The sequence below is a fragment of the Roseburia sp. AM16-25 genome (assembly GCF_003473825.1).
Classification (GTDB): Bacteria; Bacillota; Clostridia; order Lachnospirales; family Lachnospiraceae; genus Pararoseburia; species Pararoseburia lenta.
Genome location: NZ_QUCW01000005.1, coordinates 1 through 25,750 on the forward strand (window position 1 = coordinate 1; position 25,750 = coordinate 25,750).

Below are 25,750 nucleotides of genomic sequence, written 5' to 3' on the forward strand. Positions count from 1 at the left end.
GCCAATCTTTTTATTTTTCAAAAGTTGGTGTCACATCATTGACTAATGTACAAAATCCGTTTTATTCTGACAAATTTATCCAAGTATTTTTATCGGTATCTTTTTTTCTTATCACTTTTCCATAAAAACTTTAAACAGACTGGTTCAATTGCCCTATGATCTGTTCAAACATTTCCTTTTTACCCGCATCATAGGCAAGCATCTCGTTTGGCGACTGGTTCAGGATAAAGGATGCCATAGGGCCATCCAACATACCCGGAAGTGCCGCATCCAGAATGGCTTTCGCTGCCGGATCTTCGACCATATCCCGGAATTTTGTGTTCATGTTGTATCTTCCCGCGATAAGCACCGTATTTGTCTCATATACATAATGATATTGACCGGAGCCAAGCACCAATGCATCTTCCTTTTCCGGCAGATAAAGTGTAGCGGTCGTATTTACCGGCACCTTTACCTCCACCTGAATCTGTCCATCCTTACAGACCGTATGGACACGAATACTGCCATACATAGTCTCCAGCGCGGCTTCCACTTCCTCCAGTCCCTTTGTCAGATAAGGTCTGATGTCAAAAGTCGCATAGCCTGCTGAGGTCGGCGTAATCCCGGCGACTTTCCGATAAAGCCAATCTCCTATGGAACCATACGTATAATGATTCAAAGAATTCATGCCCGATGTATCAAAAGTTCCATCCGGCAAAACAGAATTCCAGCGCTCCCAGATCGTCGTTGCCCCCATCTTCACTGCATAGAGCCAGCCCGGGTAATCCTCATTTAAAAGAAGTTCCGCCGCCAGATCATGCAGCCCATTTTCAGAAAGGGCATGGCACAGATATGCCGTTCCGACAAAGCCGGTCGTCAACTTGTTTTTGTGCTGTTTGAGATTTTGCTCCAGCGTCTGTATAATGCGCTCCTTTTTCGCGCCCGCGACCAAATCAAAATAAAGAAGCAGGGCACAGGCTGTCTGTGTCTCAGAAACCAAGCGTCCGGATGCTGTTACATACTCTCTTAAGATGGCATCCGCGATAGCCTGATAGCGCCCATCGTATATCTTGGCATCCTCCTCTTTTCCAAGTATATGTGCCGTATCGCACACGATCTTGGTCGAATATGCATAAAAGACATTTGCTACCAGATTCTTATCTGTGCCGCCCGACATCAGATGCAGGCTTTCATCACTGTCCAGTGCCAGCCAGTCACCTCTTTGGAAACCATGCATCCATAGGACTTCTCCCTGACACTGCCCAAAGATCCAGTCCACCCAGAGGCGCATATTATCATATTGATCGGCAAGCACACCGGTATCCCCATAGGTCATATAAAGATTCCATGGAATCACGGTAGCACAGTCACTCCAAATAGAAGTTCCCATACTGCCCTTTACCACATTGGGTACGATCTGCGGAATGCCTGTTTTAGCATCCGATTCCACTGCCACATCACGCAGCCATTTTTTGAAAAAGAGGCCCGTGTTAAAATTCTGCATAGCAGTCTTGCTGAAGATCATGGCATCCCCTGTCCAGCCCAGTCGTTCATCCCTTTGCGGGCAATCGGTCGGAATATCAAAAAAGTTGCTTCTCTGCCCCCATTCGATATTTTGGATCAGGCGGTTGACCAGACGGTTTGATGTTGTCATCGTCCCCGCTTTGTGCATATCACTATGCATGGCGCAGGCCGTAAAATACTTGGGATCCACACTGCTATCTACACCCTCAACGCAAATATAACGGAAACCGTGATAGGTAAAATGTGGCATGGCTTTTTTCCCGACATCTCCCTCACCATAGCAGTAAACATCCTCTGATCTTGCTGTCCGGTAATTTTCATTGTAAAAATTGCCATCTTTGTCCAGGGCTTCGCCGTGTGTGATACGGATTTCTTTCTTCGCACCGGTAAGCAAAGAAAGCGGCGGTAATTCTACTTCCACCAACCCTGCCATATTCTGACCGAAATCAAACACCAACTCACCCTTTGGCGTAAGAATCTTCTGAACCACCGGGAAACGTTTGGTAATACGGATAGGCTCTGCCTCTTGTGAAATCAAACGTTTTGGAAAGGCACTTCTTTCTAAGAGTACTGCCTGGGTATCACCGGCATAATGATCGGATAGCGGCAAGGTCAGATCCAGTGTCTCACCCATATAGATTTCCGACGACCGGATCGCATTTTCTGATACCAGCCATGAGGCATCGGTTCCCATGACGTCCACCGAACCATCTTCGTATGTGATACGGATCATGGCGATACAGGCTGTCTTTTTTCCATAGAGATGATGCTCCCCTTCGCCGTTTAAGTAGCCTGCATACCAACCATTGCCGACAACCAAAGACACTAGGGATTTCTCCTGTAACTCATCCGTCACATCGTAAGTCTGATATTGGACGCGGTTGCCATAAGACGTCCAGCCGGGAGCCAGATATGCATCCCCCATTTTTTTGCCGTCAATTTCCAGATCATAGACACCAAGTGCAGATGCATAGATTCTTGCCTGACGCAGTTTTTTTCCTTTCTGCAGACAGACCTCTTTGGAGAAAGTCTTAACGGCCGGCAATTCCTCTTTCGTAGTGATCCACACACCTTCCCAATTGTCCTCTGACATCAGTCCGGTCTCAAAAAAAGTGGTCGTTTCCGCAGCGTTTCCATGGTTGTCCCAGACACAGATATTGACATCATAATGGCTAAAGGCCTCCAAGGCACTGCCTTCATAAGTCACAAACAGGGACTGTCCGTTTTCCACCCTGCCGCTTGACCAGACACTCTTTCCCTCTTTTGCTACGCTTATTTCATAAGACTTTTGATAGGTGTTTTCCTCTTGACTTTCCAGTTTCCAGGAAAAACGTGGGCAGACATCTATGCCAATCGGTTCCTTCTGATATTCCACTGTCACATCATACAATCTCATATTTTTCTTCCTCTCTCTTTTTGAAAAAGAGACTTCGAAATCAAATCTCGAAGTCTCTATAATGAAGGGTTTTGTAAATTGCTAAATTATGCTTCTTTCTTCGCTTCCTGTTCTGCTTTCATGGCTACAATGTTCTTCTGTACTTCAACCATTCTTTCTTTGTCAAGATCATAGTACTTCATAGAAATAACATTAAAGATCCAGCCAATGACAGGCAGTCCAAATGCTAAGAACATAGTCATCCAGAATACTGCAGGTGTTGCCTTATCTCCCATCTGTGGCATCACGGTCTTATATCCGATCAGAGATACCATAAGAGCAGCAATGGTTGATGCCAGTGAAGAAATAATCTTATCGAGGAAGGAATACACACCGCCTACGGTACCCGGCATAAAATTGCCGGAACGCTCAAACTCATAATCACAAACATCAGCTCTCATAACACCACTTGCTGTAGAAAGGATCATCTTAAAACCGGTCAATCCAACATTAAGAACCAGATAAATGATCATTGGAACACCGAACTTACCAATGCTTGACATACCGGTTGGTCCTAAGATGGTACAGAATACAACCATCACAACAGACAAGCCGATACATGCCCATGACCAGACAGATGTTGCTTTCTTGGCTCCGAATTTTGCAACATACATACCGCCAATTGTCGCAAAGGCAATACCAATGATCGCCGTGATATTACCAAGCATAGTTGCTGTCTGATAGTTCGCGATCAGCACACCACTTAAGAGTGTCATAACGATAGACTGTCCGGCTGTGGTCTGTGCCAGTTTATCAGAAGCACCAGTAATGATCCACATCTGCATATTTCTGTTATCCTTGAGCAGATTCCACATATCCTTAAATCCGATCTTCTTTTCCTTACCATCATCACCAAAAGTCACACTGTTTAACACTTCCGGTTTGTCACATGGTGTCAGACCGATACATGCAAGAATCATAAATACAAAGGCACCCGCAACATACCACACACATGCTTCACGCAGACAGGCTGCATTATACTGATTGTCATATTTTGGTAAAACTGCAAATGAAATAATGGTGTTAAATACCATTGGTACACAGTATGAATAAATGGTTCCGATCAGGTTCATGAAAGGACGCTGGGTCGGATCATTTGTGATCAGGTTGCCGACAGCTCCGGATGACATATTCATCATGGTATAACCAATGATATATACCACATAGATGCCGATGAACCATGCCACACCGGCTACACCTGTGTACTTGCCACTCATCCAGTCATACATCATGAAACATGCCAGTGCCATAACCGCCCATGCTGCGAATAGGAAGATTCGGATCTTTCCATGCTTTCCAGCCTTGATGCGGTCAAAAACAAATGCCACTAAAGGATCTGTGATACCATCAAAAATACGTGTTCCTGTAATAATAATTCCGGCAACCGCAACTGCGATTCCATAACCGGCATTGGCTATGTAGGATGCGTACATCATCAAAAGATAAAAACACATACCTCCACCATTGGTTGCGACACCGAGTATCATAGATAATTTACTGGCGGTGCGGTATTCTACACCATCTCTCACGCTTGCCGCGCTTAACTTTTTATTCCCCATTGTTCTCCTCCTTTGAGTTGTCTTTTTTCTGTATCTTTTCACAATTTGATACACCCTCTGGCATTATCATATGACCTTTTTGCACATGCTTTAATACTAAAATTTGCTTTTTTATTCTATTTTTAGTAAAGTATGGTTACGATAGAAAAAAGGAGATGAAAATGCAATGGATATTTACGCATTATTCTCGGTCATTCCCCAACTGCATCTTATTACTTTCGACGCAGACCGGCGAATGATACGATCAAACGATAACATAGGTCGTATTTTTAGTGCTTTTTTAAGTACTGAGGAATATATGGAAATGATTTTTTCCCACGGAAAGAACCATGACACCCCCTTTGTTCTGGCGGCCTACATCGGCTTTGTCTGGGAAGCTGTCTATGAAAAAAGAGAGGGAAACTTGGTGCGTGTACATGTGCTCGGTCCCATCTTCTACAGTCCCTATTCCAACGAGGCTATGGAGCGTTGTCTGCGCCAATATGAGTCGCTTGGTATGTCCTTTTCCGACAAGCACAAACTTATTGCCCAGATGCAAGAACTCCCCGTCATGAAATACAGCCAATTTGCCCACTATGGCATGATGCTGCATTATCTGGTCAATGGGCAGCGCATCTCTATGAATGATTTTGACCATATGCAGGATACCTCCTTTCTTGCTACAGCCTCCTTTCCCGTGGCAAGTGATGTTTCCGAAGATCGGGATGTGGTCTACGAAAACATCTATCATTTTGAAAACCTGCTGTTAAACGAGGTTGCACAGGGACAAAGCAGCCTTTATGCTGCAGAATTAAACGACATGGTGCAAAAGGGTCGGCTTGCAACCGTGCCAACCGAATATGCCAATGTAGCGGAACCATCACGCAGCCGTAAGGACTCATTACTCATCCTGAACGCTTTAGAATGCCATAAAGCCATAGAAGCCGGTGTACTGATCTCCACCGCCTACCGCGCACAGGAGTCCTTCATCGAGGAAATTGAAAATACGCACTCTCCACTCGGCATGAACCAATTACACCAAGACATTCACCAGACCTACTGCGCACTGGTACAAGAAGCGATGGATGAGAAAACGCAATATAGCCCTATGATAAGAAAATGTATGACATATCTGAAGAATAACATCACAAGCGGCGTCACGACCGCACAGTTGGCAGATCAGACCGGCTACGAGCCCTACTATCTGAACCGCCTTTTCAAAACGGAAGTCGGCATTTCCCCAAAACAGTATTACCGCGATCTCAAAATGCACTATGCCGCCAGGATGCTGCTGGAATCCGAAATATCCATCGCCGACGCCGCCGAGTATCTTCACTATTCTTCTTACACACATTTTTGTAGTGATTTTAAGGCTGTAATGAACTGCACACCAACGGACTATCGAAAATCTCATAAATAGATCAAAAAAGGTCTCTCCCTCTTGGGAAAGACCTTTTGCTGTATTATGGTTCAAATTACCACTCAAATTTCTTTGCAAAGTATGCATCCAGATCCTCGATCTTGATACGCTCCTGCTCCATGGTGTCACGGTCACGAACAGTAACGGCTCCATCTTCCTCAGAATCGAAATCGTAAGTAACACAGAATGGTGTTCCGATCTCGTCCTGACGACGATAACGCTTACCGATGTTTCCTCTGTCATCAAATTCACAGTTGTACTTCTTGGACAACTGGGCATATACGCTCTCAGCGCCCTCATTTAACTTCTTGGAAAGCGGAAGCACACCGATCTTGACCGGTGCGATTGCCGGATGGAAATGCAGTACGGTACGCATATCCGGCTTCTCCTCTGTTCCGATATTCTCCTCATCATAGGCAGCGCAAAGGAATGCCAAAAGCACACGGTCTGCACCAAGAGAAGGCTCGATAACATAAGGGATATAACGCTCGCCCTTGCTATCATCAAAGTAGGTCAGATCCTGACCGGATGTATTCTGATGCTGGGTCAGATCATAATCGGTACGATCTGCGATACCCCAGAGTTCACCCCATCCAAATGGGAATAAGAACTCGATATCGGTCGTTCCTTTGGAGTAGAAAGCAAGTTCTGCAGGATCATGATCACGCAGACGTAATTCTTCTTCTTTCATGCCAAGAGAAAGTAACCAGTCGCGGCAGAAGCCTCTCCAATACTGGAACCATTCCAGATCGGTTCCCGGCTCGCAGAAGAACTCAAGTTCCATCTGCTCAAACTCTCTGGTACGGAAGATAAAGTTACCCGGTGTGATCTCGTTACGGAAAGACTTACCGATCTGACCGATACCAAACGGTAACTTCTTTCTTGATGTACGCTGTACATTCTTAAAGTTTACAAAAATACCCTGTGCTGTCTCTGGACGAAGATAAACGGTATTCTTTGCATCTTCGGTAACACCCATGAAAGACTTAAACATCAGGTTAAACTGACGAATATCTGTAAAGTCATGCTTGCCACAAGTAGGACATGGAACACTATGTTCCTTGATGAATCCCATCATTTCCTCAGCCGTCCATCCATCTACAGATGTCTCTAAGGTAATATCATTTTCCTGCGCAAAATCTTCGATGATCTTGTCTGCGCGGAAACGCTCATGACACTCTCTACAATCCATCAAAGGATCGGAAAATCCGCCCAAGTGACCGGAAGCCACCCATGTCTGTGGATTCATGATGATTGCACTGTCAATACCTACATTGTACGGGCTTTCCTGTACGAACTTCTGCCACCATGCTTTTTTGATATTGTTCTTCAGTTCCACACCAAGATTTCCATAATCCCAACTGTTCGCAAGACCTCCATAGATCTCAGAACCCGGATATACAAATCCTCTTGCTTTACATAAAGCAACAATCTTGTCCATTGTCTTTTCCATAATCTGATCCTCTCATTTCTTGTTCTATTGTGTACAGGCAATCTCCTGTATAACACTCTACTTATAAATAATATAGGTCAACTGTGTTGCATCTTCATTGCCATCCGGCTGTTCGATTGAGACGGTACTCTTATCCACCATTGTCGTGCAGGCATCGGAAACATAAAGGATGGTGCCGTCTACCGTGACATTGATATTCTCTTTGATGATGGCCACCTTTAACTTCTTTTGGGAAGTAATGTCTAAAGTATCAACCGATGTCCCCTTTTCTCCGTCCGTAACACTGACAAAAGCATCTGAGAAATCAAAGCCCTGCTTGACTGCCGACTTGATCGTACCGGTATAAAGTCCATAGCCGGTAAACTTGCTGTAATCCTCTGCAGATGCATAGGTAGTCTTGGCATGGGCAAGGTCACTGTAAAACTTTATTTTGTCTAATTTGACGCTGTCTTTGCCATTGGTATCGTTGTATTCTTTGATCTCTTCCTTCATGTAAGTCTTTAACTCACTTCGGGAGTAATCCTCCGCAAAGTCTGTCAATTCTTCACAGATCACCTTGCCGTCATCTGAGATCGTAAGGGTACTTTGATCCGGTATCTTATCAAACCATCCGCTAAACTTGACAACCGCAACGATCGCAGCGATCACAAGGATAATGACGGCGATCAGGATCGCGATCCTGTGCTGGACGATCTTTTGGTTTCTCGCCTTTATCTTATTTTCTCTCGCATTTTGTGCTGCCTTGGCAGAATGCTTTTTCTTATTTTCCATGTATCAATGGTCCTCCTATTTGAAGCACTTAACAATCTGCACTATTATACTATGACACAATTATTTTTTCAACCGCCTTGTGCCACAGGAACGTCCCTGTGGCTCAGATAAAGTCCTCGCTCTTAAACTTATGTCCCACATAATGATTCCGATAGGATTGCAGTAAATTCAGAAACTCTGCCTCCACCGCCGGTGTCAGACGGAAGGTGTATAATTTTTCCACAGAAGTGGAAATGATATACTGCATGGCATAAAGGGTCGATCCGTCTATCGGATTGCCACCGGTCTTGCCCTGGCAGGACGCACAGACACAGCCCCGCAGCCGCATGGAAAAGAAGTCCAGATGCTCTTTGCTGCCACAGGATAAGCACTCAAAGACATTAGGATATTCCCCATTGATCGTCCAGGTCTTTAACTCGTAGATGCCCCGGATCAGCGCAAAAGAAAACTTACGGCTCTCAAGCGCCCGAAGTGTCTGGTACAAAAGCCGTAAGCGTTCTACTTCATCTGCATTTTCCTGTGCATAGTATTCCGCCATCTCCAGAAAATAGTAACCATAGCAGACCATATCAAAATCTTCTGCCAGTTCCCGGAAATAATTCTTGATGTCCGCACGCACCGCGGTATATGTACTCTTGCCCTGGTAGACCTCAAACTGACCAAAGGCAAAAGGATTGGCTGCCGCCAAAAGTTGGTTACCGGAACGACGTGCCCCTTTAGCAAAAGCCGTGATCTTGCCGCGCTCCCTGGTAAGTATCGTTATTCTCTTGTCGTACTCTCCCACAGGAATCGCCGAAAGAACCATCCCTGTCAGAACAATATTGAATCCCATGGGACTCTTCCTCCGCCATTTTACAATAAGCAAGGTAGTCACTTACCTTGCCGCTTGCCGTAAATCTCTCCCACCATTCATCCATAGACGCACACCTCTTTTTCGCTTCTCTATTCTTTAGATTCTCCAGCAAAAAAGAAGATATACCAGATAAAAAATGGAATTAGATCTCGTCCTTACGATAACCAAAATTTTTGATCAGATAATCACTGTCGCGCCAGTCTTTCTTGACCTTGACCCAGAGTTTGAGATTGACCTTGGCATCCAGCATTTTTTCACACTCGTATCTGGCATTGCTTCCGATCTTTTTTAACATGGCACCACCTTTGCCGATGATGATGCCCTTGTGTGAGTCTTTTTCACATATGATGGTTGCGTCAATATCATACATGCCATGCTTGCCCGAACGCCATTTCATCTGATCGATGGAAACCGCGATACCGTGTGGCACCTCCTCGGAAAGTGCATGGAGCGCCTTCTCACGGATGATCTCAGCTACGATCTGACGCTGAGGCTGGTCTGTTACCACGTCCTCATCATAATATGCCGGTCCGTAAGGCAGATACTTAAAGATCTGGTCTAAAAGGACATTGCAATTCTTTCCGCGTAAGGCAGAAAGCGGCACGATCTCAGCAAAATCATATAGTTTGCGATAAGCCTCGATCACGCCAAAGACCGCATCATGGTCTACCGTGTCAATCTTGTTGATCACAAGGATAACCGGGGTTTTGGTCTTTTGCAACTGCTCTACGATATGTCTGTCGCCGCCACCGATATAATCAGACGGCTCCACCAGCCAGAGAATCACATCCACATCCTGCATCGTGTGTTCTGCCACACTGACCATATATTCGCCAAGTTTATTGGATGCCTGATGGATGCCCGGCGTATCTAAGAATACAATCTGCCCCAGTTCCGGATCCGTATAAACCGTCTGGATGCGGTTGCGGGTCGTCTGCGGCTTGTTGGAAGTGATCGCAATCTTCTGTCCGATCAAATGGTTCATAAGGGTAGACTTTCCAACATTTGGTCGTCCGATAATGGTGACAAAACCTGATTTAAAATTATCTTGCATGTAATGCTCCTTACTCTTATTCGTATAAATTGTATAACTCGTCAAACATATCTGCGGCTGCCGTCAGCGTATCCTCGTTTCCGACAACACAGAAATAATCCTGATCCATGGTTGCCTGTACCAGCGGTGCCAGCGCACGGATATCCTCTACTGTGGCATTCAAGACCTGATCACGGTTGCGCTGCAAGTCTGCAAAAGTCACATCCCTTAGATAGCAGGACAGGGCTCTCGTGCCGCGCTGTGCCGGTGTCAGCGGCGTATCCATCTCACTGATCGTACCAATGATATATTTGGTCATATCTCGTTCATCCACATCAAAATCCCGGACATAGTCTGCCGTGTGCGCAAAGATCTCATTGGTCTTTTCCAGATTCGGATCACGATAAGATACAAAATAGGTATCCCCATTCATTCCAAAAGCACTGCGGCAGCCATAGGCGCCGCCCTTGACACGGACATTGATCCAGAAATAGTCATAGGAAAGGGCAACGCGCAGAATATTGAGTGCGCCGTTAAACTCATAGCCATCCTTGGTAAAATTACCGGCACGGCATACATACTGCACCTGAGAGGCATCCTTGAATCCCTCTTTTTTGCGAGTCAGTCTGATCTCCTGTGCCGCTTCCTTTTTACCGCTTGCAAAGAGATGCTCTGCAATGCCCGGCAGATAGGTCTCTACCTGGGTAAATGCCTGATCGTCTCCGGTAGAACTTACCAAAAGATGATCCCTGGTAAAGACTTTCTTTACCAGTTCCTGACACTTGCTGCGGATCTCGTCTTTCTTTTCCTCGTAATGTTCGTCCAGATCCTTGACAAACTGATAATAGGCAATACCACTGATGGAATCCGTGATGAGTGCCGGCACGGAGAAGCATGACATAGCGCGTCCTGCGGCAAGTACATTACCTGCACTGCTCATACGCATTTCCAGACGGGAACGCTGGGCAGCCACCAGTTCGCGGATACGATTTTCATCCGAAAAGTCGGAATGTAAAATGATCTCCTCGATAAGTTTGATGGCATTTTCTACCTCGCCATATAAGAACTTGGCACGCACTTCACACATAAAGTGGGTCTTACCCTCCGCCGGATCATAGACATTCAAGGATGCCCCAATGCCACCGGTGTAGATATTGACTGCATTGGCAAGGTCCGCATAAGAATAATTCTCGGTATCCACAAGTCCGAGCATACGGCTCAAAAGAGACAGATACTTCCAATCCTCCTGCCCAATACCTGTCACATCAAAGACCAGATTCAGATAATGGATGCCATTGCTAAAGACTTTGTGATGCAGGACTTTGATACCGTCAACTTCTTTTTCGATCAGGTCGAGCGGACGTGCTTCCCTTTTCAGATCACTTCTCTTTAACATCGGCAGACACTCGAGAGCCTCCTTGGAGGACGGTTCCTGCTGATGTTCTTTTAAGGTCTTGGTCTGCTCGACCAAAGCATCCAGTGCCTCATCTGAAAGGCTTGCCTTATATTCTGCCAGTTCCTTTTTTAACTCTTCTTCTGCCTCTGTGGTCAGCCCCTTCTTTGGCTCAACCATAAGAACAGATGCATGGGTATTGGCAAGCAGATAGGTTTCGATCAATTTTTCAAAATAACCGGTATCCACCTTTTTGCGAAGTCCGTCTAAGACATCGATACCATGCATATGGACAAACGGCTGATCCTCGTCATACAGCCAACTATCCATGCACTGCAAGCCAAAGATCAGTCCCTTAGGGAAACTGCCAAAGTCTGCCTCGCGGAACTGGAACTGTGACGCATTGATACCTGCGAGGAGTGCCTTTTTATCAATACCATCGACTACCTGATGCAATAAAACTTCCTGAATGGCATCGACAAAAGCCTGCTTATCTTCCGGGTTGGCACCGCGCGCCATAACAGAAAACATAGGCTGCAGCATACCGGTATCAAAAGAACCGATGATATCTTTTCCGATCCCCTTTTCCAAAAGTGCTGTACGCACCGGCGCACCCGGAGAACTGAAAAGCGCATACTCCAAAACGTCAAATGCCTGGTATAATTCCTGGTCCAGCGCATCACTGATAACAAAGGTGTATGCCAGATAGGTTGCGTCTCTTTCATCCTCTGCTGAAGAAATCGGATAAGTCTTATCTACCGCGCGTGGGCGGGTAAAAGGTTCCTGCTTCTTGATCTCAGAATCCACTTCGATCTTGTCGTACTTCGACAGATATTCACGATCCAGATAATCCAGCCGCTCATCCATATCCATATTTCCATACAGATAGATATAAGAATTGCATGGATGGTAATATTTCTTATGAAATCCCAGAAAATCTTCGTAGGTCAGTTCCGGTATGACCTTTGGATCTCCACCCGACTCCACACTGTAGGTATTATCCGGGAACAAAGAATTTAAGATCTCGCGATTAACCACATCATCCGGGGAAGAAAAAGCCCCCTTCATTTCATTATAAACAACACCATTGATGGTCAGGTCGTCCTCTCGGCTTTCCAGTTCATAATGCCAGCCCTCCTGCATAAAGATCTCCGGGTCGTGGTAGATGTTTGGATGAAAAACAGCATCCATATAAACATCCATCAGGTTTTTAAAATCCTGATCGTTGCAGCTTGCCACCGGATAAACGGTCTTATCCGGGTAAGTCATGGCGTTCAAAAAGGTGTTCATGGAACCTTTGACAAGTTCTACAAAAGGATCCTTGAGCGGATATTTGTCAGAACCGCAAAGCACGGTATGTTCAATGATATGCGCTACACCGGTAGAGTCCTTTGGCGGTGTGCGAAAAGCAATGTAGAACACCTTATTGTCATCATCATTCTCGATCAGACTGATATGTGCCCCACTTTTCTTGTGGCGCAGCACATAGCCCTTGGAATTTAAGTCCCCCAGATTTTCTTCTTTGATCAACTCATACGCATTATGCATATTTGTCTTCCTCCCATACTCTTTTTCTATCTTGTGTGGAAATTCCACCTCTATTGCTTGATATTGACATCGACCTGCTGGAATGGAATGGAGATTTTCTCCGCGTCAAAGCGGATCTTGATGTCTTCCAACAACTGCCAGCGCACCGGCCAGTATTGATCGGTCGGCACCCAGAAACGAAGTCCCAGATCCACGGAACTTGCCCCCAATTCCTTGACAAAGACATTGACATCCTCCGGCAGGCGTCTTTTTTCTGCCTCCACCAGTTCCATTAAGATATCCTTTGCCTTTTTGATGTCGGCATCATAACCAATCGGCACGACCAGATCCATCTGCCTGCGGTCGCTCTTGGTCGCATTAGTTAGACTCGTATTGGCAAGTGTACCGTTTGGAATAACAATGATCTTATTATCAATTGTGCGCAATTTTGTATAAAATACACTGATCTCAATGACCGTTCCCTCATTCTTATGTGTATCTTCAATGATATAATCTCCCACGCGGAAAGGATGCAAAACGAGAATCAAAAGACCCCCCGCAAAGTTCGACAAACTTCCCTGTAAAGCAAGACCTGCCGTCACACCCAAAGATGCCACTGCGGCTGCAAGCGAGGATGCTGTAAATCCAAACAAGCCCAAAATAATCACGATAATTACGATCCACAGGAAATATTTGAGCACCTGATCTGCGAACTGGCAAACCCCCTCTTCTGCATCCCGGCGACGCAAAGACTTTTGGAACATACGTCGCACCAGATTGATGATCTTACCACCAATGTAAGCGATAAGCAGTGCCAGCACCACACTCCAGAAAAAGCCCAGTACCGATGGAAGCACCGATTGCAGCCAACTTTTCATTACGCCTTCGTCCAAATTTTTAATCAGATTATCAGATAATACCTGTGACATTAAAATCATTTTGTATCCCCTTCTTTTGGTTAAAAATCATAAATTCTCATCTGTGTATTTTGAAAATACTTCCTCTGCCATGTTACAACAGTCTCGCTAAAACCACAAGGGAGAGCAACAAAAAAATGCTGCTCTCCTGCTTTCTTTTTCTATACCTATGTAGGATCAGAACCTTTATTTTACAACGCGCACACGGATCATATCCTCGATCGCATCCAGTTTCTCGACAACTTCCGGTGTCACCGGCGCATCAATATCAAGAAGTGCGTACGCAAAGTCTCCTCTGGTCTTGTTTGTCATATCGGAAACATTGATATTGGCATCGCCAAGAATGGTCGTGTACTGTGCGATCACGCCCTGACGATTATAGTGCAAAAGTGCGATACGTCCTGCCGTCTGGCAAATGCCCATCTGGCAATCCGGGTAATTGACGGAATGCGTGATATTACCGTTTTCCATGTAATCGGAAATCTCCTGCACTGCCATGATAGCACAATTATCCTCTGCCTCGGCGGTAGATGCCCCCAGATGTGGGATGACGATCACGCCATCCTGACCTGCTGTCGTCGGATTTGGGAAATCGGATACATACTTGCGGATCTTTCCTGCTGCAATACCGTCTAAAACTGCCTGCTCATCCACCAGCAGATCTCTTGCAAAGTTTAAGATGATGACATCCTTTTTCATCATCTGGATAGCAGACTTATTGATCATCTGTCTGGTCGAATCCAGAAGCGGCACATGGATGGTGATAAAATCACATTCCTTGTAGATGTCTTCCACAACATCGATATGCTTTACGGAACGGCTCAGATTCCAAGCCGCCTGCACAGAGATATATGGATCGTATCCATAGACATCCATGCCAAGATGGGTTGCCGCATTGGCAACCTTGACACCGATGGCGCCCAGACCGATCACACCCAGTTTCTTGCCTGCAAGTTCCGTACCTGCATATGCCTTTTTCTGCTTTTCTGCCATCTTTGCGATATCAGTCTCGCCACTCTGGGATTTGACCCATTCAATACCGCCGACAATATCGCGGGATGCCAAAAGCATACCGGCGAAAACAAGTTCCTTGACACCATTGGCATTTGCACCGGGTGTGTTAAATACGACGATACCTTCCTTGGCGCAGCGCTCCAGCGGAATGTTGTTGACACCAGCCCCCGCTCTTGCGATTGCCTGCAAATTGCTGCCAAACTCCATATCGTGCATGGCTGCACTTCTGACTAAGATAGCATCGGCAGTCTCCGCTGCCTCCACCTTTTTATAATCTGTTGAAAACTGATCCAATCCCACCTCGGCGATCGGATTCAGGCAATGATATGAAAACATAGGTCATCTCTCCTTTACGATTTATGCATTTTCTTCTTCAAACTTCTTCATGAAAGCAACCAGCGCCTCTACGCCCTCTTTTGGCATAGCATTGTAGATAGAGGCACGCATACCGCCAACCGTGCGGTGACCTTTCAGATTTTCAAAGCCTGCTGCCTTTGCCTCGGCTACGAACTTGGCATCCAGATCTGCATCTCCGGTTACAAAAGGTACGTTCATCAGAGATCTGTCCTCCTTGCGGACGGTTCCCTTGAAGAGTTTGCTCTGGTCTAAGAAATCATAAAGGATCTTTGCCTTTTCTTCATTGCGTTCCTTCATGACAGAAAGACCGCCCATCTTCTTTAACCACTTGAATACCTTACCACAGATGTAAATACCGTAGCATGGCGGTGTGTTGTATAAAGAATCTGCATCGGCCTGTGTCTTGTACTTGAGCATGGTAGGTGTTCCCGGAAGCACATCATCGCGGATCAGGTCTTCACGGATGATCACAATGACCACGCCTGCCGGTCCGATGTTCTTTTGCACGCCACCATAGATCACGCCATACTTGCTCACGTCTACCGGCTCTGATAAGAAGCAGGAAGAAACATCAGCCACCAGGGTATGTCCCTTGGTATTTGGCAAAGTCTTATACTTTGTTCCGTAAATGGTGTTATTCTCACAGATGTACACATAATCCAGATCTTCAGGAATATCCAGGTCCGAGCAATCCGGGATATAGGAGAATGTCTTGTCTGCCGATGATGCCAACTCCACTGCCTCGCCGTAGATCTTTGCTTCTGCAAAAGCCTTCTTTGCCCACTGTCCTGTCACAATGTAGCCTGCTTTGCGGTTTTTCATCAAATTCATCGGGATGGCTGCAAACTGCTGAGAAGCACCGCCCTGCAAGAACAGTACCTTATAATTGTCAGGAATCTGCATCAGATCACGCAGATCTGCCTCTGCCTCTTTGATGATATCGTCAAAGACCTTCGAGCGGTGCGACATTTCCATCACGGACATTCCACATCCTCTGTAATCCATCATCTCGTCTGCTGCTTCTTTCAGTACTTCTTCCGGAAGTACCGCAGGTCCTGCTGAAAAATTGTACACTCTGCTCATTTTTACATTCCTTTCTTTTCTATATCCTTGTCATCAAAACAATCACTGATCGGTGCACCCGGTGCGACCATTGGCCATACCTTGTCATCGCAGTTGATCACACAATCGATCACTACCGGTGTCTTCATATCCAGTGCTTTTGCAAAGACCTCTGTAAATTCCTCCTTGCTGGTCGCACGGAAACCGGTAGCCCCCATAGCTTCCGCCATTTTCACATAATCCACACCATCATTTAAGACGGTGGACGAATATCTCTTGTCGTAGAATAAAGTCTGCCACTGGCGTACCATACCAAGTACATGGTTGTTGATGATGACCTCGATCAGCGGTAAGTTCTCACGCACCGCAGTCGCGACTTCATTCATATTCATACGGAAGCATCCGTCGCCTGCTACGTTGACGACCTGTTTATCCGGGTTTCCGATCTGTGCGCCGATGGCTGCACCAAGACCATAGCCCATGGTTCCCAGTCCGCCCGAAGTCAAAAGTCTGTGTGGCTTTGCATATTTATAATACTGTGCTGTCCACATCTGATGCTGTCCTACCTCGGTCACCATGATGGCATCGCCCTTTGTCTGACGATAGATCTCCTCGACCACAAATGGACCGGACAGTCCATCCGTGCAATAACTTGCCGGATACTTTTCTTTCAGATCCATCACATGCGCCATCCAGTCGCTGTGATCCTGCTTCTTTAACATTGGATTGATCCGTTTTAAGATCTCCTTGATATCCCCGATCACCTCTGCGGTCGCGATGACATTTTTGTTGATCTCTGCCGGGTCTACATCAAACTGTAATAACTTGGCATTGCTTGCAAAAGTCTTTGGATTGCCAAGGACGCGGTCACTAAAACGCGATCCGACAGCGATCAAAAGATCACATTCGCTGACGCCCAGATTGGATGCCTTGGTACCATGCATGCCAAGCATACCGGTATAGGCAGGCTTGGTTCCGTCAAAAGCACCCTTACCCATCAGGGTATCACAGACCGGCGCATCTACAAGCGATACAAAGTCTGCTAATTCTTCTGCGGCATCGCTGATCACGGCTCCACCACCGACAAATATGTATGGTTTTTTTGCTGCCTCGATCAGGGCTACTGCTCTTTCTAAGGCTTCCTCTGTCAGATCCTTTGTCACACGCCCGACCGGTTCTGCCTCTTTAAAAGTATATTCACACTTGGCACCGGTCACATCCTTTGGAATATCCACAAGGACCGGTCCCGGTCTGCCTGTCTTTGCGATCATAAAAGCACGCCGCATGGTGTCGGCAAGTTTTGTCACATCTTTTACGATAAAGTTATGCTTTGTGATCGGCATGGTAATACCGGCAATATCCACTTCCTGAAAACTATCCTTTCCCAGAAGCGGTACGGTAACATTACAGGTAATGGCAACCATAGGCACTGAATCCATCTGTGCCGTTGCAATACCGGTGACAAGGTTCGTTGCCCCCGGTCCGCTCGTTGCCAGACAGACGCCCACCTTACCTGTACTTCTTGCGTAGCCATCCGCTGCATGACTCGCTCCCTGCTCATGGGATGTCAGCACATGATGGATCTCATCACTGTGCTTATATAATTCATCATAAACATTTAAGATCGCACCGCCCGGATACCCGAAAACGGTGTCTACCTTTTGCTCCTTCAAGCACTCAATAACGATCTGTGCTCCTGTCAGTTCCATGATTCTTCCCCTTTTCTTTCGACTTATTCCGGCTGTTTTAAGATAGCGCCCATGTTACCTGAGGTAACCTGTGCTGCATAACGTCTCAGATAGCCCTCTTTGATCTTTGGCTCTCTTGGCTGCCAAGCCGCTTTTCTCTTGGCAAGTTCTTCGTCAGAGACTTCCATATGGATCGTCATGTTTGGAATATCAATGGAAATAATATCGCCTTCTTCCACCAATGCGATCGGTCCGCCTACGGCTGCTTCCGGTGAAATATGTCCGATGGATGCACCTCTGGATGCACCGGAGAAACGTCCGTCTGTGATCAGGGCAACGGTAGAACCAAGTCCCATACCGGCGATCGCAGATGTCGGATTTAACATCTCACGCATACCAGGCCCCCCCTTTGGTCCTTCGTAACGGATGACTACCACATCGCCGTCAACGATCTTGCCGCCCTTGATGGCTGCAATAGCATCTTCTTCGCAGTCGAAGACTCTTGCCGGGCCGGAATGTACCAGCATTTCATCCACAACGGCAGAACGCTTTACAACACCGCCATCCGGTGCGATATTTCCCTTTAATACAGCAAGTCCGCCGGTCTTGGAATATGGATTGTCAACCGGACGGATGACTTCCGGATTTTTATTTACAGCATCTTTGATATTTTCTCCCACCGTCTTACCAGTCACGGTCATGCAGTCTGTGTTGAGAAGTCCGATATCTGCCAGTTCTTTCATAACAGCATAGACACCGCCCGCCTCGTTGAGATCTTCCATATAGGTAGGACCTGCCGGTGCCAGATGACAGAGGTTCGGGGTCTTTTCGCTGATCGGATTTGCATAGGAAATATCAAAGTCAAATCCAACTTCGTGTGCGATTGCCGGCAAATGCAGCATAGAGTTGGTAGAACAGCCAAGTGCCATATCCACCGTCAATGCGTTGATGATGGCTTCCTTTGTCATGATGTCTCTCGGACGGATGTCCTTGCGGTACATATCCATGACAGCCATACCTGCATGCTTGGCAAGTTTGATTCTCTCAGAATAAACAGCAGGGATCGTACCATTGCCACCAAGTCCCATACCAAGAGCCTCAGTCAGACAGTTCATAGAGTTAGCGGTATACATACCGGAGCAGGAACCGCAGGTCGGGCAGACCTTTTCTTCATATTCTTTGACATCATCCTCTGTCATAGTGCCTGCTTCATAAGCACCAACGGCTTCAAACATGGATGACAAAGAACGCTTCTGGCCCTTGACATGTCCTGCTAACATCGGACCACCGGAAACAAATACGGTCGGTACATTGACGCGGGCTGCTGCCATCAAAAGTCCCGGTACGTTTTTATCACAGTTTGGCACCATAACCAGGGCATCAAACTGATGGGCTAAAGCCATACACTCGGTAGAGTCGGCGATCAGATCTCTGGTCACCAGAGAATACTTCATGCCGGAATGCCCCATGGCAATACCATCACAGACTGCAATGGCTGGGAATACCACCGGCACACCGCCTGCTTCTGCTACGCCAAGTTTTACGGCGTTGACGATCTTATCCAGATTCATATGTCCCGGTACGATCTCGTTGTAGGAACTAACGATACCTACCATAGGTTTTTTCATTTCTTCTTCGGTGAAGCCTAAGGCATTGAATAGGCTTCGATGCGGTGCCTGCTGCATGCCGCTCTTTACATTGTCGCTTCTCATCTTTCCTTTTCTCCTTTACCTAATGCTTATTTCATCTGACGTTTCCTAGATGGGTAGTTACCCATCGTCAGAAACTGGTTAAATTCTCTAAAAAATCTTCAAATCTACTCCACGATGTAGCGGCAGATCAGATCACCCATCTCGGCGGTTCCGACCTGTGTGATGCCTTCCATGGATTCGCCTTCGCGCGGCATGATGTCGATCGTGCGATAGCCATCATGAAGGGCAGCTTTGACTGCCTGTTCAATGGCATCTGCCTCGGTATCAAGATCAAAACTGTATCGGAGCATCATGGCTGCACTCAGTATGGTTGCGATCGGATTGGCAATGCCCTTTCCTGCAATATCCGGTGCAGATCCGCCGGACGGTTCGTAAAGACCGAACTTGGTCTCATTTAAACTTGCGGATGAAAGCATACCAATGGATCCTGTCACCATGCTGGCTTCATCGGATAAAATATCGCCAAACATGTTTTCCGTTAAGATCACATCAAACTGCTTTGGATCTTTGACTAACTGCATTGCGCAGTTATCAACCAGCATATGCTCATAAGTGACTTCCGGGTAATCCTTTGCCACTTCCTCTACGACCTTGCGCCACAAACGGGAAGAATCCAAAACATTTGCCTTGTCAACACTGGTTACCTTCTTACGACGCTTCATTGCAATATCAAAGCCACGCTTTGCGATACGTCTGATCTCGTTTTCGTTATATGTAAGCGAATCATGTGCTGTTAAGACACCGTCTACTTCCTCTGTGCTTCTCTGACCGAAATAAAGTCCTCCGGTCAGTTCACGCATGATCATCATGTCAAAACCATCCCCGATAATATCATCGCGGAGCGGACATGCTGCCTTTAACTCCTCATACAGATATGCCGGTCTTAAATTTGCAAATAAATTCAGGGATTTGCGCAATTTCAAAAGTCCGGCTTCCGGTCTGAGTTCCGGTGCCAGTTTATACCATGGAGAAGTCGCGGTATTGCCACCGATCGAGCCCATCAATACGGCATCCGATGCCTTTGCCGCTGCGATCGCTTCATCGGTCAACGGTACGCCGGTTGCGTCAATCGAGCAGCCTCCCATCAAAATATCTTCATAATGAAACGTATGTCCGTAAACCTGACTGATACGATCCAAGACTTTCTTTGCTTCCGAAACAATTTCCGGTCCGATTCCGTCACCACTGATGACGCCTACTTTGTATTCCATATTATTTTATGTCCTCCTTATCCCGAGCACACCTCCTATATTGTGTGGCAAAAACAACACATTTCATAGAAGATTCTATACTTTACTATAATAAAGTATTTACATATGCATTTCAATAAGAAGATTGCATAAAAAATGGATTTTTATGCACAAAAAAACAGATACGAGAGTTACATTTTCTGTAACTTTCGTATCCGTCCTATTTCAAAAAACTGCTATTCCTGCGCTGCTTCCCGCATCGCCTGTGAGATCTGGTCTATCTTTTCCAGATTACGGTTCATATCCTGTAAAGTCGCCATGCTGTGATCACTGAGTGATAAAGCATTGTCCGAAGATGCCGCTACTTCCTGTGATGTGGCAGATAAATTAGCAATGCTGTCCGTGATCTTTGTATTTGCTGTCAGTACCTGCTCCACGGAAATCGTTACATGACTGACACTCTCATTGAGTTCCTGGGTATTGGTCTGGATGCTGTTTAACTTATCTCCTGTAGATAAGATCTTTTCATTCTGGCGTTCTGCATAATCCGTCGATTTTGTCATGCTCTGCGTTGCCGCGCCGACTTCTGTCGTCAGTTTGCTGATGATGACACCAATCTGCTCCGTTGCTTCTTTGGTCTCCTCGGAAAGTTTGCGGATCTCATCTGCCACAACGGCAAATCCCTTGCCTGCTTCTCCTGCTCTTGCCGCCTCGATCGACGCATTGAGTGCCAGAAGATTGGTCTGGGAAGAAATACCAAGAATGGTCTCTGTGATGGCATCCACTTCCTTGATGCGGTCGTTCAGATTGTTGGTAGAAACACTTGCTTCACGATTGACGGAAGCGATCACCTTTGCCTGTTCTTCCAATGCATTGACCAGATCAACGCCCTCTTCTACCGCCTGTGCGGTCGTCTGCGACAGGTCATTCATCCGGTGGGCCTGTTCTTCTACCTTTTCCAAAATATTCTGGATATCCATGGTCTGGGCTGTCTGCGACTCAATGGCTTCTGCTGTAAGTCTTGTACTGTCTGCGATCTCATTGACCGAAGTATGACTGCTATCCATACTCTCATTTAACATCCGGGAGACATCCATTGCCTGATCAAACTGCTCTGTCAGTTCCTCGGAATGTTCCATGATCTCTTTTGCAATATTTGCCTGTCTTGCCGTGCGCTCCTGGATTTCCTCATAGGTCTCCGTCTGATGTCTTTCCCATTGCGCGCAGACTAAGAGTTCTGATGCTGCGGCAACAACGATCGCTGCCAACTGATAGCCCACATCTTCCTGCATCCCACTCAAGCCGTAATGCATGGCATAAAAAATATCAAATGCGATATTGCTGGCAATGGCAAAGAAGGATCCTACCTTGACCAGTTTGACCTTGCGATACATGAGGACCAAGACCGCGATCGGAAATATAACTACATAGCGCATAAAAATACCGCCTGTAAACAATTCGATCACATAATAAAGGAAAACAGAATAACAACTGAAATGATAGAAAATATCCTGATACTTAAACTTTCGATAAGCAATCACCTGTACCACCATGGCTGCCACCCCTGCCAAAAGTGCGGCGATACCCTTGGCATCAAAGCCTACATCTATCATGCCCGTAAAGGACGATATCAGGAGTGCTCCTGTGATGATCATTCCGACAATAAATCCCGTACGGTTCTTTTCTCCTAACTGCTTTTCCTGTAATGTCATGCTAACCCCTCTTTTTGACTCGTTTTATCCAAAAGTTTCATGCACATATCATACGATATTGCCTGTATTTTCGCAATATTTCGTAGGAAATTTATACGTGTATTTCCTCGTCACCACAACAAAAATGGGCAGTATCCGAAGATACCGCCCTATATAAGGAAAGGATTTAATGAAAAAACTTAGTTATTCTTGGCTTCTCCCTCCGGGAAGATGATCTTATTTACGAAGAAGAAGACCACCATGGAAACGCCGCCGTTTAAGACAGTCGTTCCGATATTGTAAAGCCAATCCGGTACAAAGAGTGCTGCCACAGCAACCCAGATACAGTTGATGGAATTGACGATACAGGTAACGATACAAAATGCGATCAGATACCACAAGCCCTGATACCAGATATTTCCCTTACTGCGGAATACAAAACTTCTCTGGATCGGGAAGTTGATACATTCGCCGAGCACCATGGCTACCATATAAGCGCAGAAATATGGCAGTCCTCCGTGCTGAGCATCATATCCGATAATATTCCACTTGAATGTCTCTCCAAACAGGGTAATATCAATCCCCGGAAATCCAAAATCAATATTTGGCAGTCCGGCAAATGCCAATGGCAAAAACAATAACATCAAATACTTTAATACTGTGATCAGATTGCTGACGATCACAAACAAACCACCCTCGCGGATCCATTTGGACGCTCCGGGATGTTTTTCGGCAAATCCTGCCCATGCGTTTTTTACTGCGTTCATACTCTACTCCTTTATCCCTTAAAAATTGCTGCCAGGAAATGCCCCAGACCGATCATACCTCTGCCGTTGACCATTTCCACCAGTCCATCGATCATGTCCTCATTCATGGCTCCGCCCGTCATCTTGGAAAGCCCACGGAAGGGCATATTGTAAATAAATAAAATGTTTAAGTTTGGTTTTCCTTTTTTCTCACTTGCCTTCTTGATGCTGCGTAAGATAAAGCAGATAAATCTGGCAAGATAAGACTTGGCATAATACATCTGGCAAATGGCATCATTTTTATCCAATTTACCGGAAGTATCCCACTTTGCCGGCGGCAGATCGCGTCCATACAGATAAGCATATTCCTGATCGGATACCGCCTTGACCTGACCGCTCGCATAGGAAGGCAGGCACTTCATATCGTATGGAAGTGGCGCACCGGAAGACTCTTTTTCTATCTCTGCGCGCAGGCGGATATCCTCTACACTGGCTCCAATGTAGATCTGATAAGCACCCCCTTCGACTTCCCAGCCATTCGTCTTTACATTGTAGTAACGGAAGGTCTTATCATCAAATGGGATGGTCACCTGCTGACTTTCTCCCTTTTTCAAAAATACTTTGACAAAGCCCTTTAATTCCTTTTTCGGTCCAAACAGATGGCTGCGCTCATGCCCGACATACATCTGGGCGATCTCTGCACCATCGCACTCGCCTGTATTGGTGATCGTAAAGGTCACGCCACCTCCATCGACCGTCAGATCACTGTAGGCAAACGTCGTATAACTGAGCCCAAAGCCGAATGGGAATCGCACCTTAACTCCAGCCGTGTCAAAATAGCGGTATCCCATGTAAAGTCCTTCACGGTATTCACTGCTGCGCTCGATAGCCGGATAGTAAGATGTACTAGCCACATCCTCCAGACTGTAAGCATAAGTCTCATTCAACTTTCCGCTAGGACAAGTCGCTCCGGTCAAGACATCCAGCATAGCGGATGCTCCCGCCTGTCCGCCCAGATAACCGTGCACGATCGCAGCCACCCGGTCTGCCCAAGGCATTTCCACCGAAGATCCGGCAGATAGGACAACCACCACATTTTTGTTGACCGCCGATACCTTTTCGATCAATTCAATCTGTGCCTGTGGCATACGCATATGGGTCCGATCCAGACCTTCCGATTCACTGATCTCATCCAGCCCCACACAAAGCAATACGATATCCGCACGTTTCGCCAGTTCCTTTGCTTCTTCTAAAAGTCTTACGTCTGTCTTTTTGTTGCGCACATAGCCTCTGGCATAGTCCAAATAATTGACCGGATAATTCGCGATCAGATCCAGGATATTCTCCGGCTCCTTAGTCGGATTGACCAGAGATGATCCTGCGCCCTGGTAACGCGGTGTCTTGGCAAAATCTCCGATCACTGCGACCGTCTTGTCTTTGGCAAGCGGCAGGATCTTTCCCTCATTTTTCAAAAGGACAATGCTCTGTGCGGCTGCGCATCTGGCAAAATCATGATGCTTTTTGACATCAAAGCCCTTGCCCTCATGCTGTGCCGTCGCCTCATGTGTGGCAAAAACAACACGTAAAAGTTCATCTACGCGCTGATCCAGAATCTGCTCCTCCAGACTTCCCTCCTGCACGGCACGGACGATCTGCTTTGCCCCCATCTTTCCGGTGGAAGGCATTTCCAGATGAGAGCCCTGTCGCACGCCCTCGACGTGATCATTACTTCCGCCCCAATCCGATACGACCATGCCGTCATACTGCCACTCACCATACAGTATGTCGCACAGCAGATGTTTGCTCTCATTTGCATAGGTGCCGTTGATCTGATTGTAGGCGGTCATAATGCCCTTTGCCCTGCCCTCTTTGACAGCGATCTCAAAGCCTGTCGTGTAAAGTTCGCGGAAGGTTCTCTCGTCTACCACGGAGTCCATCGCCATACGGCGTTCTTCCTGTGAATTAGCCGCAAAATGCTTCGGGCAGGCTGCTACTCCTTTGCTCTGGATGCCTCGGATATATGCCGCAGCCATCTTTCCTGCCAGATAAGGATCCTCTGCAAAATATTCAAAATTACGTCCACAGAGGGGGCTTCGCTTCATGTTCAGTCCCGGTCCAAGTACCATGTTCACACCAAGAGTTGCTGCCTCCTCGCCCAGACATTCGCCCAGTTTTTCGCCAAGCGATGTATCCCAACTGTTCGCCATAGTCGCCGCTGTCGGGAAACAGGTTGCCGGCAGGGAAGCATTGAGTCCCAGATGATCTCCTGCCCCCGCCTGCTTACGCAGTCCGTGCGGGCCATCGGATAAAAACATGGCTGGGATGCCCATTTTCTTATAATCCTTGGTACGCCAGGTGTCCTGTCCTGACATCATGGATGCCTTTTCCTCCAGCGTCATTTTGGAAATGATTTCCTGATACTGTAACATATCCTTCTTCCTCTCATC

At 46.6% G+C, this 25,750-nt stretch carries 17 protein-coding genes; 1 reads left to right on the plus strand and 16 read right to left on the minus strand.

From position 1 onward, the window contains the following. Positions 1 to 130: 130 nt before the first annotated feature. Both DW183_RS11120 and DW183_RS11125 read right to left on the minus strand, forming a co-directional pair. Positions 131 to 2,899, minus strand: a complete 2,769-nt coding sequence (locus tag DW183_RS11120; RefSeq protein WP_118282115.1) for an alpha-L-rhamnosidase — start codon at positions 2,897 to 2,899, stop codon at positions 131 to 133. Between the two features lie 86 nt (positions 2,900 to 2,985). After that, positions 2,986 to 4,497: an MFS transporter gene (locus tag DW183_RS11125; protein ID WP_118282118.1), complete on the minus strand. Its 1,512-nt coding sequence runs from the start codon at positions 4,495 to 4,497 to the stop codon at positions 2,986 to 2,988. A 166-nt stretch (positions 4,498 to 4,663) separates the two neighbouring features. On the opposite strand from DW183_RS11125, the gene DW183_RS11130 reads away from it, so the two are divergent. Beyond that, a complete protein-coding gene (locus DW183_RS11130; RefSeq protein ID WP_118282121.1) occupies positions 4,664 to 5,896 on the plus strand; it encodes a helix-turn-helix transcriptional regulator in 1,233 nt (410 codons plus the stop codon). Positions 5,897 to 5,951: 55 nt separating this feature from the next. On the opposite strand, the gene DW183_RS11135 is transcribed toward DW183_RS11130, so the two are convergent. The 14 genes from DW183_RS11135 to DW183_RS11200 all read right to left on the minus strand — a co-directional run bounded on the left by DW183_RS11135 (position 5,952) and on the right by DW183_RS11200 (position 25,732). Continuing rightward, positions 5,952 to 7,349: a glycine--tRNA ligase gene (locus DW183_RS11135; protein ID WP_118282124.1), complete on the minus strand. Its 1,398-nt coding sequence runs from the start codon at positions 7,347 to 7,349 to the stop codon at positions 5,952 to 5,954. A gap of 57 nt (positions 7,350 to 7,406) precedes the next feature. Further along, positions 7,407 to 8,120, minus strand: coding sequence for a hypothetical protein (locus tag DW183_RS11140; protein WP_118282127.1), 714 nt, complete (start codon positions 8,118 to 8,120; stop codon positions 7,407 to 7,409). A gap of 103 nt (positions 8,121 to 8,223) precedes the next feature. Next, on the minus strand, positions 8,224 to 8,952 hold the full coding sequence (recO, locus tag DW183_RS11145; RefSeq protein ID WP_118282129.1) for a DNA repair protein RecO: 729 nt from the start codon (positions 8,950 to 8,952) through the stop codon (positions 8,224 to 8,226). 163 nt (positions 8,953 to 9,115) lie between these two features. Then, complete coding sequence (gene era, locus DW183_RS11150) at positions 9,116 to 10,027, minus strand: GTPase Era (protein WP_118282132.1); 912 nt, start codon at positions 10,025 to 10,027, stop codon at positions 9,116 to 9,118. A gap of 16 nt (positions 10,028 to 10,043) precedes the next feature. Further along, entirely contained in the window at positions 10,044 to 12,947 is a 2,904-nt protein-coding gene (locus DW183_RS11155; RefSeq protein ID WP_118282134.1) for an insulinase family protein, read from the minus strand. A 50-nt stretch (positions 12,948 to 12,997) separates the two neighbouring features. After that, on the minus strand, positions 12,998 to 13,864 hold the full coding sequence (locus DW183_RS11160) for a mechanosensitive ion channel family protein (RefSeq protein ID WP_199649443.1): 867 nt from the start codon (positions 13,862 to 13,864) through the stop codon (positions 12,998 to 13,000). 165 nt (positions 13,865 to 14,029) lie between these two features. After that, the gene (locus DW183_RS11165; RefSeq protein WP_118282137.1) at positions 14,030 to 15,193 is read right to left on the minus strand and encodes a phosphoglycerate dehydrogenase; all 1,164 of its coding nucleotides are present in this window, start codon (positions 15,191 to 15,193) and stop codon (positions 14,030 to 14,032) included. Positions 15,194 to 15,214: 21 nt separating this feature from the next. After that, positions 15,215 to 16,297 carry a 3-phosphoserine/phosphohydroxythreonine transaminase gene (serC, locus tag DW183_RS11170; RefSeq protein ID WP_118282140.1) on the minus strand — a complete coding sequence of 361 codons (1,083 nt, stop codon included), beginning with the start codon at positions 16,295 to 16,297 and terminating at the stop codon, positions 15,215 to 15,217. A 2-nt stretch (positions 16,298 to 16,299) separates the two neighbouring features. Then, positions 16,300 to 17,985 carry a biosynthetic-type acetolactate synthase large subunit gene (gene ilvB, locus DW183_RS11175; RefSeq protein ID WP_118282142.1) on the minus strand — a complete coding sequence of 562 codons (1,686 nt, stop codon included), beginning with the start codon at positions 17,983 to 17,985 and terminating at the stop codon, positions 16,300 to 16,302. A 23-nt stretch (positions 17,986 to 18,008) separates the two neighbouring features. Next, a complete protein-coding gene (gene ilvD, locus DW183_RS11180) occupies positions 18,009 to 19,676 on the minus strand; it encodes a dihydroxy-acid dehydratase (protein WP_118282145.1) in 1,668 nt (555 codons plus the stop codon). 104 nt (positions 19,677 to 19,780) lie between these two features. Next, entirely contained in the window at positions 19,781 to 20,887 is a 1,107-nt protein-coding gene (leuB, locus tag DW183_RS11185) for a 3-isopropylmalate dehydrogenase (protein ID WP_118282148.1), read from the minus strand. A 215-nt stretch (positions 20,888 to 21,102) separates the two neighbouring features. After that, positions 21,103 to 22,578: a methyl-accepting chemotaxis protein gene (locus tag DW183_RS11190; RefSeq protein WP_118282150.1), complete on the minus strand. Its 1,476-nt coding sequence runs from the start codon at positions 22,576 to 22,578 to the stop codon at positions 21,103 to 21,105. Between the two features lie 179 nt (positions 22,579 to 22,757). Next, positions 22,758 to 23,324 (minus strand): GtrA family protein, encoded by a 567-nt coding sequence (locus DW183_RS11195; protein ID WP_118282153.1) that lies wholly within the window; start codon positions 23,322 to 23,324, stop codon positions 22,758 to 22,760. Positions 23,325 to 23,335: 11 nt separating this feature from the next. Then, positions 23,336 to 25,732, minus strand: coding sequence for a beta-glucosidase family protein (locus DW183_RS11200; protein WP_118282156.1), 2,397 nt, complete (start codon positions 25,730 to 25,732; stop codon positions 23,336 to 23,338). Positions 25,733 to 25,750: the final 18 nt, after the last annotated feature.